At 61.4% G+C, this 10,920-nt stretch carries 9 protein-coding genes; 2 read left to right on the top strand and 7 right to left on the bottom strand.

The genetic code is table 11. The annotated features are described in order from the left end of the window. Window positions 1–298: 298 nt before the first annotated feature. Window positions 299–3,004: a DNA polymerase I gene (polA, locus tag LJE91_03180; GenBank protein MCG6867748.1), complete on the bottom strand. Its 2,706-nt coding sequence runs from the start codon at window positions 3,002–3,004 to the stop codon at window positions 299–301. Window positions 3,005–3,181: 177 nt separating this feature from the next. On the opposite strand from polA, the gene LJE91_03175 reads away from it, so the two are divergent. Together LJE91_03175 and LJE91_03170 are read left to right on the top strand one after the other, a co-directional pair. Next, window positions 3,182–3,706: a TRAP transporter small permease subunit gene (locus LJE91_03175; GenBank protein ID MCG6867747.1), complete on the top strand. Its 525-nt coding sequence runs from the start codon at window positions 3,182–3,184 to the stop codon at window positions 3,704–3,706. Window positions 3,707–3,709: 3 nt separating this feature from the next. Next, window positions 3,710–5,092: a TRAP transporter large permease subunit gene (locus LJE91_03170; protein MCG6867746.1), complete on the top strand. Its 1,383-nt coding sequence runs from the start codon at window positions 3,710–3,712 to the stop codon at window positions 5,090–5,092. A gap of 117 nt (window positions 5,093–5,209) precedes the next feature. Here LJE91_03170 and LJE91_03165 read toward each other — a convergent pair whose 3' ends face one another. The 6 genes from LJE91_03165 to LJE91_03140 form a co-directional block, all read right to left on the bottom strand. After that, complete coding sequence (locus LJE91_03165; protein ID MCG6867745.1) at window positions 5,210–5,632, bottom strand: F0F1 ATP synthase subunit epsilon; 423 nt, start codon at window positions 5,630–5,632, stop codon at window positions 5,210–5,212. Window positions 5,633–5,902: 270 nt separating this feature from the next. Then, window positions 5,903–7,279 (bottom strand): F0F1 ATP synthase subunit beta, encoded by a 1,377-nt coding sequence (gene atpD, locus LJE91_03160; protein MCG6867744.1) that lies wholly within the window; start codon window positions 7,277–7,279, stop codon window positions 5,903–5,905. A gap of 102 nt (window positions 7,280–7,381) precedes the next feature. Then, a complete protein-coding gene (gene atpG / locus LJE91_03155) occupies window positions 7,382–8,245 on the bottom strand; it encodes a F0F1 ATP synthase subunit gamma (GenBank protein MCG6867743.1) in 864 nt (287 codons plus the stop codon). A gap of 63 nt (window positions 8,246–8,308) precedes the next feature. Next, entirely contained in the window at window positions 8,309–9,850 is a 1,542-nt protein-coding gene (atpA, locus tag LJE91_03150) for a F0F1 ATP synthase subunit alpha (GenBank protein MCG6867742.1), read from the bottom strand. Between the two features lie 30 nt (window positions 9,851–9,880). Continuing rightward, complete coding sequence (locus tag LJE91_03145; protein ID MCG6867741.1) at window positions 9,881–10,417, bottom strand: F0F1 ATP synthase subunit delta; 537 nt, start codon at window positions 10,415–10,417, stop codon at window positions 9,881–9,883. A gap of 10 nt (window positions 10,418–10,427) precedes the next feature. Beyond that, window positions 10,428–10,898: a F0F1 ATP synthase subunit B gene (locus LJE91_03140; GenBank protein ID MCG6867740.1), complete on the bottom strand. Its 471-nt coding sequence runs from the start codon at window positions 10,896–10,898 to the stop codon at window positions 10,428–10,430. Window positions 10,899–10,920: the final 22 nt, after the last annotated feature.

The raw sequence follows: 10,920 nt of genomic DNA, 5'->3' as shown, positions 1-10,920 counted from the left end.
CTGTCGGACTTAGGTGATCGTAGCGAGCATGATGAGAGAGCGAGATCGAATGTTCACGATTTTGAGGCGCATAGTGGGCCTACGCAACGAAAAATCGGGGGCATTTGAGCCGAGCTCCCATCAGCGCAGTAGATTAATCCTCAGTCCGACAGGCTCCTAGTAGCGAGCAGGCAAAAATGATCGCCGCCAAACAACCACACTATCATTAACTGATTAACGAGGAAAGACTTTCTTCCGCATTCCCAAGACCCGGTTTCCTCAGCCGTCTAACGATCATGCCAGAGGGACCGCCGGCCATTCAGTGCGCCTCGTCCCAGTTTTCACCTTCCCCCACGTCAACGACCAGCGGCACCGAGAGTTCGGCGGCCGAAGACATGAGCCGGACCACGCCTTTGGTCAGCTCGGTTACTTGCTCCGATTCGACCTCGAAAACCAGCTCGTCGTGAACCTGCATGATCATCCTGGCACTCGCGCCGGACGAATCCAGCCATTCGTCCACCGCGATCATCGCGCGTTTGATGATGTCCGCGGCTGTTCCCTGCATGGGGGCGTTGATCGCGGTTCGCTCGGCGTACTGCCTGCGCTGGGAATTTCTTGCATTGATCTCTGGCAGATACAGCCGCCGACCGAACAGGGTTTCCACGTAGCCCTGCTCTCGAGCCCGTTCGCGTGTCTGCTCCATATAGGCCTTCACGCCGGGGTAGCGCGTGAAATAGAGGTCCACGTACTCCTGCGCCGCGGCGCGCTCGATCCCGAGCTGCCGGGCGAGACCGAAGGCCGACATCCCGTAGATCAACCCGAAATTGATCGCCTTGGCGGCGCGGCGCCGTTCGTCGGTCACCTCATCCAGGGAGACGCCGAACACCTCGGCTGCTGTCGCACTGTGGACATCGAGGCCCTCCCGAAACGCCGATTGCAGACCCTCGTCTCCGGAAAGATGGGCCATGATGCGCAGCTCGATCTGCGAATAATCGGCGGCCAGGATACGGTGACCGGGAGGTGCGATGAATGCCTGTCGAATCCTGCGCCCCTCGGCGGTACGGGTCGGGATGTTCTGCAGATTGGGATCCGCCGAGGACAATCGCCCGGTCGAGGCGACGGCCTGGTGGTACGAGGTGTGCACCCGCCCGGTGCGTGGCTCGATCATGGACGCCAGCTTGGTGGTATAGGTCGATCTCAACTTGCTGAGCGAACGGTGCTCGAGCACCAGCCGCGGCAATTCGTACTCGACCGAGAGTTCCTGCAGCACGTCCTCGGCCGTGGAGGGCTGGCCCTTCGGGGTCTTGCGCAGGACAGGGAGGCCCATCTTCTCGAACAGGATCGTCTGTAGCTGCTTGGTCGACCCGATGTTGAACGTTTCCCCGGCCGCCGCCATCGCCTCTTTCTCAATGACCGCCATGCGACCAGCCAGCTCCTCGCCCTGCTTCTCGAGCAGCTTGCTGTCGACGAGAACGCCGTTTCGCTCGACGCGCGACAGGACCGGGATCAGCGGGACCTCGATCTCCTCGTACAGACGGCGCTGGCCTTCCTGCCCGCGCAGCGTCGGCCAGAAGACCTCGTGCAGGCGGAACGCCATGTCGGCGTCCTCCGCGGCGTAAGGCCCGGCTTTGTCCAGTGGCACCTGGTCGAATCCGACCTGGGCGGCCCCCTTGCCCGCCACGTCTTCGTAGTGAATGTTCGTGTGGCCGAGGTGCCTTTCACACAGGGTATCGAGGTCGTGCCGGCTGGCGGTCGAGTTCAGCACATAGGACTCGAGCATGGTGTCGTGGGCGATCCCGCGAAGCGTGATCCCATGATTGGCCAGTACGCTGGCGTCGTATTTGAGGTTGTGCCCGAGTTTAGGGACATCCGGGTGTTCGAGCAGTGGCTTCATGGCGTCCATGACCGTGGCCTCATCGAGCTGTCCGGGCTCCGACGGGTCCTCGTGCCCGAAGGGCAGGTACGCCGCCTCACCGGAGGTGACCGAGAATGACATCCCCACTACCCTGGCCTCCATATAGGCCAGGCTGGTCGTCTCGGTATCGAAGGCCATCAGCGCATGCTCCCGAAGTCTGGAGACCCATTCCCCGAGCGCCTCTTGCGACAGGATGAGCGAATACCGCGCCGGATCTCCAGCGGCACCCCTTTCCGCGTCTCCCTCGGTGTCCAGCTCCTTGAGCCAGGTCCTGAACTCCAGTTCTTTGTAGAGTCCCTTAAGGCGTTCGAGGTCCGGCTCCCGCAGCGTCAGGTCCTTCGGGGTAGTACCGAGATCCAGGTCGTCGTCGATCGTGGCCAGGCGCCTCGACAACGGCAGTTCCGGAGCGGCCTGACGTAATCGCTCTCCCGCCTTGCCCTTGATCTCATCGGCGCGCTCCAGCAGTGCATCGAGGGACCCGTAGGAATTCAACCAGCGTGCGGCCGTCTTCGGCCCGACGCCCGGCACACCGGGGATGTTGTCGACCTTGTCTCCCATCAGGGCGAGGTAGTCGACGATCTGTTCCGGCGCCACCCCGAACCTTTCCTGCACGCCACCGCGGTCCAACCGGGTATCGTTCATGGTGTTCACCAGCGTGACGCCGTTCTGCACGACCTGGGCCATGTCCTTGTCCCCGGTCGAAATAACGACCGGCGTCCCTTCGGCCAGCGCGGCCCGCGTCAGGGTCCCGATCACATCGTCGGCCTCGACACCCTCGATGCTCAGCAGTGGCATTCCCAGCGCCTCCACCAGTACATGCAGGGGTTGGACCTGCTGACTCAGTTCCTCCGGCATCGGCGGGCGGTTGGCCTTGTAGGCGGGATAGAGGTCATGACGAAAGGTCTTGCCCCTGGCGTCGAAGACTACCGCCATCCGCTGCGGGCGGTAGTCGGTCAACAACTTCTTCAACATCGCCGTGACGCCGTAGACGGCCCCGGTCGGCTGTCCCTTTCCGTTGCTGAGCGCCGGCAACGCGTGAAAGGCACGATAAAGATAGGAGGAACCGTCGACCAGGACGAGGGGCGGACGTTCGGATTCGGGTTTCGGCATGGATCGGTTCCCGGTAACGTGTCGGGTAATCGCGCAGAATCATACCGCTTCACCGGTGACAAACACAGCCGAAGCACTTCGCGCATTCCTGCATCGAAGGCACATTTTCCCTGTAGGTTCTGCTAATATTGCGCCCGATCCCGACAAAGCCAAACGAGCCGCAGGAATTTACAAGTAGTGATCGATACGCTGAGGAAGGCGCGGCGCGGATTGGACACAATCAGCGCGTGGACCGGACCGGCGATCGCCTGGCTTACCCTGGCGATGGTTCTGGTGACCTTTCTCGTCGTCGTGCTGCGTTACGGTTTCGATCTGGGCTGGATCGCGATGCAGGAATCCGTGACCTACCTGCACGCCACCGTTTTCATGCTCGGCGCCGCCTACACGCTGCGGTACGACGCCCATGTCCGCGTCGACATCTTCTACCGACGCTTCGGCCCCCGGGGGCGCGCCTGGATCGACCTGCTCGGGACCGTCCTGTTCCTGTTTCCCCTGTGCGCGTTCCTTATCTGGTCGAGCTGGGACTACGTCAGGGTCGCCTGGGTGCTTCACGAAGGGTCGCGCGAGGCCGGCGGATTGCCCGGTGTCTACCTGCTGAAGACCCTCATCCCCCTGATGCCGCTGCTGCTCATCCTGCAGGGCCTGTCGATTCTGGCCAAGAGCCTCCTTACACTCGTCGCGGACGGGGATGCGGAGACCTGAGGCATGATGGCGTTACCGCTGTTCGGCTGCGTAGTGGCGGTCCTGCTGGCGGGTTACCCCGTGGCCTTCACACTGGGGGGAATCTCGCTCCTCTTTGCGTTTGCGGGCACGCTCGCAGGCGGGTTCGATCCAGCCTATCTGCAGGCGCTGCCCAGCCGCGTCTTCGGCATCATGACCAACGTGACGCTGATCGCCGTGCCGCTGTTCGTTTTCATGGGTGTCACCCTGGAGCGGTCTCGCGTCGCGGAGAATCTCCTGGAATCGATGGAGCACGTGTTCGGCGCAAGGGCAGGGGGGCTGGGTATCTCGGTGTTGCTGGTCGGGATGCTGATGGCCGCGAGCACCGGGATAGTCGGTGCGACCGTGGTCACTATGGGCTTGTTGTCTCTGCCGACGATGCTGAAACGCGGCTACGATCCGAGCATCGCCAGCGGCACGATCTGCGCTTCCGGGACCCTGGGCCAGATCATCCCGCCGTCCATCGTTCTGGTCCTGCTGGGTGATGTCGTCTCATCGGCTTACCAGCAGTCCCAGCTCGACCAGGGCATCTTCGCCCCCGAGACCGTTTCGGTGGGCGACCTGTTCGCCGGCGCGATCCTGCCCGGCCTGCTGCTCGTCGCGCTGTACCTGCTCTACATCGTGACCATGTCGCGGATCCGCCCGTCAAGCATGCCCTCGGTAAGGGAACTCGACGCTACCGGGGGCCCCGGCGCGGCTTCGGTGCTGAAGGCCCTGCTTCCACCTTTGATCCTCATCGTCTTGGTCCTGGGTTCCATCATCGGAGGGCTGGCCACACCGACCGAGGCGGCCTCGGTCGGGGCGGTCGGTGCCCTGTTGCTGGCCGTGGCGAAACGGCAGATCGATCTGGCCCGGCTGCAGGATATCATGCGTTCGACCGTCCGCGTGACCAGCATGGTGTTTCTGATCCTGATCGGCGCTTCGGTATTTTCACTGGTATTTCGCGGTTTCGGCGGCGACATAGCGGTCCACGACCTGTTGACCCGGCTGCCGGGCGGTAGGTTCGGGGCCATCACCACCGTCATGCTGGTGATGTTCATCCTCGGCTTCGTACTCGATTTCATCGAGATCACTTTCATGGTAGTGCCAATCGTCGGGCCCGTCCTGCTGGCGATGGGCGTGGATCCGGTCTGGCTGGGCATCATGATCGCGGTCAACCTGCAGACCTCCTTCCTGACGCCCCCGTTCGGGTTCGCGCTGTTCTATCTGCGCGGTGTCGCGCCCGAGGAAGTCGGGACCTCGGACATCTACCGTGGCGTCATACCATTTATCGCGATTCAGATTCTTGCGTTACTGCTGCTGGCGGCATGGCCGGGACTGGCGACGTGGTTGCCATCGATTATCTACGGTACGCCGGGCGGCGCGTAAGGCGGTAAAACCTTGGTCGGGAAGAAATCGGGGTTGTCACTGACGGACCCCGGCATGGCTCGCAGCAGAGCTGCCGGAACGGTATCGTCGTTGAAAACGGTAAGGGGATTCCGCTGGCTATTTCCGCATTGCACGGACCTTCTGCAGCATCCTGAGCTGCGCCGCCGCTTCGACCAGTTCTGCCAGGGCCTTCGCCTCCTCGAATTCGGTCTGCTTGCTGGCCAGGATGTCTTCGGCATGCTGCTTGGCCTCCATCGCCTTGGCCTCGTCGAGGTCACGAGCGCGGATGGCGGTATCGGCCAGGATGGTCACGATATGCGGCTGGACCTCGAGCATTCCGCCTGAGACGTAGAAAAAAGCATCTTCCTTCCCGTCGATCTGGACTCGCACCTCGCCGGGTCTCAGGCGGCTTATCAGGGGAGTGTGACGCGGCATGATGCCGACCTCCCCCATCTCCGCAGGCGCGAAGACCATCTCGACCGTTCCGGAAAAGATCTCTTCTTCGGCACTGACAATATCGCAATGCATCGTGATCGCCATAATTCTTACCAGCTATCCAGCCCTAAGGCGATTGACGGAAAATGGCATACCCGATCGCGCCGGGTGAGCTGCGAAGCAGTGAACGGCTTGGGCAGGAAGCCCAAGACCGGTGCCCAAGCAAAGCAGGGACAGCGCCGCGCCGGGATCGTTCGTCATCAAGGCGCGACAACAGGTGCATAGTCGAACTATGGAACGGTTGTCGCAACACGGAGGACGGACGAAAAGACAAGCAGAATGGTATGTCATTTGACAGAGCGCCTAACCTGATCGTCAGAGGTTCTCGCCCTTCTCGACGGCCTCTTCGATACCCCCGACCATGTAAAAGGCCTGCTCGGGCAGATGATCATACTCTCCGTTCACGATGCCCTGGAAGCCCCGAATGGTGTCTTTCAGTGTGGCGTACTTGCCGGGCGAACCCGTGAAGACCTCGGCGACAAAGAACGGCTGCGAGAGGAAACGCTGGATCTTGCGGGCACGGGCAACGACCAGTTTGTCCTCTTCGGACAACTCGTCCATGCCGAGGATGGCAATGATGTCCTTCAGTTCCTTGTATCGCTGCAGGGTGCCCTGAACCGCCCGGGCGGTGTCGTAATGTTCCTGCCCGACGACCAGCGGATCAAGCTGCCGGCTGGTCGAGTCGAGTGGATCCACCGCGGGATAGATACCGAGTTCCGCGATCTGGCGGGAGAGGACGAGTGTGGCATCCAGATGCGCGAAGGTCGTCGCGGGGGAGGGGTCGGTCAGATCGTCCGCCGGGACGTAGACCGCCTGGAACGAGGTGATCGATCCGGTACGGGTCGATGCGATGCGTTCCTGCAGCACACCCATTTCCGCAGCCAGGGTCGGCTGGTAACCCACCGCCGACGGCATGCGACCGAGAAGTGCGGACACTTCCGTTCCCGCCAGGGTGTAACGGTAGATGTTATCGATGAACATCAGCACGTCTCGCCCTTCGTCACGAAAATTCTCCGCGATGGTCAGGCCCGTCAGCGCCACACGAAGCCGGTTGCCGGGGGGTTCGTTCATCTGCCCGTAGACCAGCGCCACCTTGTCGAGAACGTTGGACTCCTTCATCTCGTGGTAGAAGTCGTTACCCTCACGGGTTCGCTCTCCGACACCTGCGAACACCGAGAACCCGCTGTGCTCGATGGCGATGTTACGGATCAGTTCCATCAGGGTGACGGTCTTGCCCACACCCGCGCCGCCAAACAGTCCGATCTTACCGCCCTTGGCAATGGGCATGATCAGGTCGATGACCTTGATACCGGTTTCCAGTATCTCGATCGAGGGGGACTGCTCGGCAAAGGTCGGTGCCTTGCGGTGAATAGGCAAGCGCTTATCGGTCTCGACCGGTCCGGCCTCGTCGACCGGATTACCGAGTACATCGAGGATCCGGCCGAGTGTCGCCTGTCCCACCGGTACCGAGATGGGCGCACCCATACCATTGACGGCGACCCCGCGCTTCAGTCCGTCGGTTGAACCCATTGCGATGGTACGCACCACTCCGTCGCCCAGTTGCTGCTGCACTTCCAGCGTCAGTCCTTCGCCTTCTACGAGCAACGCATCGTTGACCTTCGGCAGGGCGTCACGCGGAAACTCCACGTCCACGACCGCACCGATGATCTCTACGATTTGTCCTGAACTCATGGTCAAATCCTCGTCTGTAAATTCGTTTTCCGATTCGCGGGCGCCTCGCGGCCCCCGCTGATTCTTGATTGACCGGTTTCGGCCCGGGCGTCCGTACGATGCCTATACTGCCGCCGCGCCGCCGACGATTTCCGACAGTTCCTGTGTGATGGAAGCCTGGCGAGCCTTGTTGTATGCCAGCTGCAGATCGTCGATCAGCGAACCGGCGTTGTCCGAGGCGGACTTCATGGCCACCATGCGCGCCGCCATCTCGCAGCCGATGTTCTCCACCACGCCCTGGTAAACGAGCGACTCCACGTATCGCATCAACAGGGCGTCCAGCACTTCGTGCGAATCCGGTTCGTAGAGATAGTCCCAGTGGTGCTTGAGCTCCTTGTCGGACGACTGCTCCACGGGGACGAGTTTCGTCACTCTCGGCTTCTGCGTCATCGTGTTGACGAACACGTTTTCGACCAGGAACAGGCGGTCGATCTTTCCGTCATCATAGGCGTCGAGCATGACCTTGATCGGGCCGATCAGGTCTGAGATGCGTGGTCGGTCGCCGAGATGTTCGGCCTTGCCGAGCACCGGCGCACCGAAGCGCCGGAAGAAGGCGTTCGCTTTGGTCCCGATGAGACAGAAGCTGATATCCGATCCTTTTTCCTTCCATTCGGTTACTGCCTTCAGCGCGGTCTTGAACAGGTTGATGTTCAGGCCGCCGCACAGGCCGCGGTCTGTGGAGATCACAATGAAACCGACCCGGTTGACCGCTTCTCTCTCGATGAGATAAGGATGCCGGTACTCTGGATGTGCCATGGCGAGGTGGCCGATGACGTTGTGCATCTTTTCCGCGTAGGGGCGAGATGCCAGCATGCGCTCCTGCGCCTTGCGCATCTTGCTCGCGGCAACCATCTCCATTGCCTTGGTGATCTTCTGAGTACTCTGGATACTCTTGATCTGTGTGCGAATCTCTTTTTCGCCGGACATTACGAGCAGATCCCCGTTCCGTTACCCTGATGCAACCGTTTCACTGTGGCGTGTCCCCCGCAACTACCAGACGCTTTCCTTCTTGAACGCATCCAGCGCGCTGCGGATCGCCGCCTCGATCTCGTCGTTGTAGTCGCCGCTGTCGTTGATCTTTTCCATCAAATCCGCGCAGTTTGTCTCGAGGTAGGAGTGCATCGCCGCCTCGAAATCGACGATCTTCGCGACCTCCACATCGTCGAGATAACCCTGGTCGGCTGCGAACAACGATATCGCCATCTCTCCCACGCTGAGTGGGGAATACTGCTTCTGTTTCATCAGCTCGGTGACGCGCTCGCCGCGTTCGAGCTGCTTTCGGGTCTGCTCGTCCAGGTCGGAGGCGAACTGCGAAAACGCAGCAAGTTCACGGTATTGCGCCAGTGACAGACGGACGCCACCGCCGAGTTTCTTGATGATCTTGGTCTGCGCGGCGCCGCCGACACGGGAGACCGACAGCCCCGCGTTGATCGCGGGCCGGATACCGGCATTGAACAGATCCGATTCCAGGAAGATCTGGCCGTCCGTAATCGAGATCACGTTGGTCGGCACAAATGCCGACACGTCGCCCGCCTGCGTCTCGATGATCGGCAGGGCGGTTAGCGAACCGGTCTTGCCCTTGACAGCGCCTTCGGTGACGCGCTCGACGTAGTGGGCGTTGACGCGTGCCGCACGCTCCAGTAGCCGCGAATGGAGATAGAAGACGTCACCGGGATAAGCTTCACGCCCCGGCGGCCTGCGCAGCAGCAGTGAGACTTGGCGGTACGCCCAGGCCTGTTTCGTCAGGTCATCGTAGATGATCAGGGCGTCCTCGCCACGATCACGAAAGAACTCACCCATGGCACAACCCGCGTAGGGAGCGATGTACTGTAGCGACGCGGATTCCGAAGCGGTAGCGGCGACGACGATCGTGTGCTCCATCGCGCCGTGCTCCTCGAGCTTGGCCACGACATTCGCCACCGACGACGCCTTCTGCCCGATGGCAACGTAGATGCATTTGATGCCGGTACCCTTCTGATTGATGATCGTGTCGACCGCAATGGCCGTCTTCCCGGTCTGGCGGTCGCCGATAATCAGTTCGCGCTGGCCCCGCCCGATCGGCGTCATCGCATCGATGGATTTCAGACCCGTCTGAACGGGCTGGGACACCGATTGACGTTCGATGACACCCGGCGCGATCTTTTCGATCGGCGAGTAGGTGTCCGTGTCCGCGGGCGCCTTGCCATCCAGCGGCTGCCCCAGCGAGTTCACGACGCGACCCAGGAGGTTCGCTCCAACCGGGACCTGAAGGATGCGTCCGGTGCACCGCGCGGTATCACCCTCTGAGATATGCTCGTAGTCGCCCAGCACGACCGCGCCGATGGAGTCCCGCTCGAGGTTGAGCGCCAGGCCAAAGGTGTCGCCGGGAAACGCGATCATCTCTCCGGCCATAACGTCGGCGAGGCCCTGAATCCTGACGATACCATCGGTTACCGCAACGATGGTGCCCTCGGTTCGTGCCTCGGCAACGACATCGAAGCGCTCGATGCGTTGTTTAATTAGATCGCTAATTTCTGTTGGGTTTAGCTGCATTCCACAATCCTCTCGTAGCCCGGCAAGGGACTAGCGGGTCAGTACACCCGAAAGCCGTTCCAATTTTCCGCGTAGCGATCCGTCGATCACCAGGTCACCCGCCTTGATAATGGCGCCGCCCAGCAGTGAGGGATCGATGCTCACGGTCAGCTTCACGTCCTTTCCCAGGCGTTTTTTCAATGCGTCACCGATCGCCGTGAGCTGATGCTCGTCCGGCTCGCGTGCAGAGATGACCTGCGCCTCGATCTGACCGCCCTCGTCGGCGCGAAACTGTTCGTAGAGCTCGCTGATCTGGGGTAACAGGCCGAGTCTGCGGTTCTCAGCGAGCAGACGAATGAAATTGGCACCCTGTTCGTCCACCCTGCCCTCGCAGACACCCGTGACCAGTTCCGCAACCTGTTCCGTAGTCATCTTCGGGTTGTCCGCAAACGCCTGCATGTCCGGATCCTGCGAGACGGCAGACACGTATTCGAGCATGTCGGACCATTCCTGCAGACGGTTGTTTTGCCTTGCGACGGAAAATGCGGCCCGTGAGTAGGGCCTGGCAATGGTTGTCAGTTCGGACATTCCAGGTCACTCAAATCTGTGCGGCGAGTTCGTCGAGGAGCTTGGCGTTCGCCTTCTCGTCGACCTCCCGCTCCAGCAGGCGCTCGGCGCCCTGCACCGCAATCTTCGAAACCTGCTGGCGAAGCTGTTCGCGCGCCCGGTTCGTCTCCTGCACGATGTCGGCCTGTGCGCCCTGCTTGATCCGCTCGGCTTCCTCACGGGCCGCGACCTTCGCCTCGTCGACGATTTCACCGGCGCGTTTCTGTGCCTGGTTGATGATCTCGGCACCCTGCTTCTTGGCTTCCAGCAGGCGTTCCTTGGCCCGTTGCTCGGCCAGTTCCTGGGAATGCTGGCCGCGTTCGGCCGCCTCAAGGCCATCGGCGATCTTCCGTTTGCGGTCCTCGAGGACCTTGATCATCGGCTCCCAAAGTACGCCCTTGATGAACCAGACCAGGACAGCGAATGTCAGTATCTGTCCTATGAGCGTTGCAGTGATGTTCATTTCAGCCCCTCGCTTCCTGTCG

The organism is Gammaproteobacteria bacterium, from assembly GCA_022340215.1.
Classification (GTDB): domain Bacteria; phylum Pseudomonadota; class Gammaproteobacteria; order JAJDOJ01; family JAJDOJ01; genus JAJDOJ01.
Note: the sequence above shows the minus strand (reverse complement) of the source record. Positions and strands in the feature narration are given on the sequence as shown.

Bases quoted from the DNA above. Each gene is read 5' to 3' on its own strand.
- atpG (MCG6867743.1), bottom strand. From the start codon at position 8,245: ATGTCCGGCGAAAAAGAGATTCGCACACAGATCAAGAGTATCCAGAGT.
- LJE91_03165 (MCG6867745.1), bottom strand. From the start codon at position 5,632: ATGGCGATCACGATGCATTGCGATATTGTCAGTGCCGAAGAAGAGATC.
- atpD (MCG6867744.1), bottom strand. From the start codon at position 7,279: ATGAGTTCAGGACAAATCGTAGAGATCATCGGTGCGGTCGTGGACGTG.
- LJE91_03170 (MCG6867746.1), top strand. From the start codon at position 3,710: ATGATGGCGTTACCGCTGTTCGGCTGCGTAGTGGCGGTCCTGCTGGCG.
- LJE91_03140 (MCG6867740.1), bottom strand. From the start codon at position 10,898: ATGAACATCACTGCAACGCTCATAGGACAGATACTGACATTCGCTGTC.
- LJE91_03145 (MCG6867741.1), bottom strand. From the start codon at position 10,417: ATGTCCGAACTGACAACCATTGCCAGGCCCTACTCACGGGCCGCATTT.
- polA (MCG6867748.1), bottom strand. From the start codon at position 3,004: ATGCCGAAACCCGAATCCGAACGTCCGCCCCTCGTCCTGGTCGACGGT.
- atpA (MCG6867742.1), bottom strand. From the start codon at position 9,850: ATGCAGCTAAACCCAACAGAAATTAGCGATCTAATTAAACAACGCATC.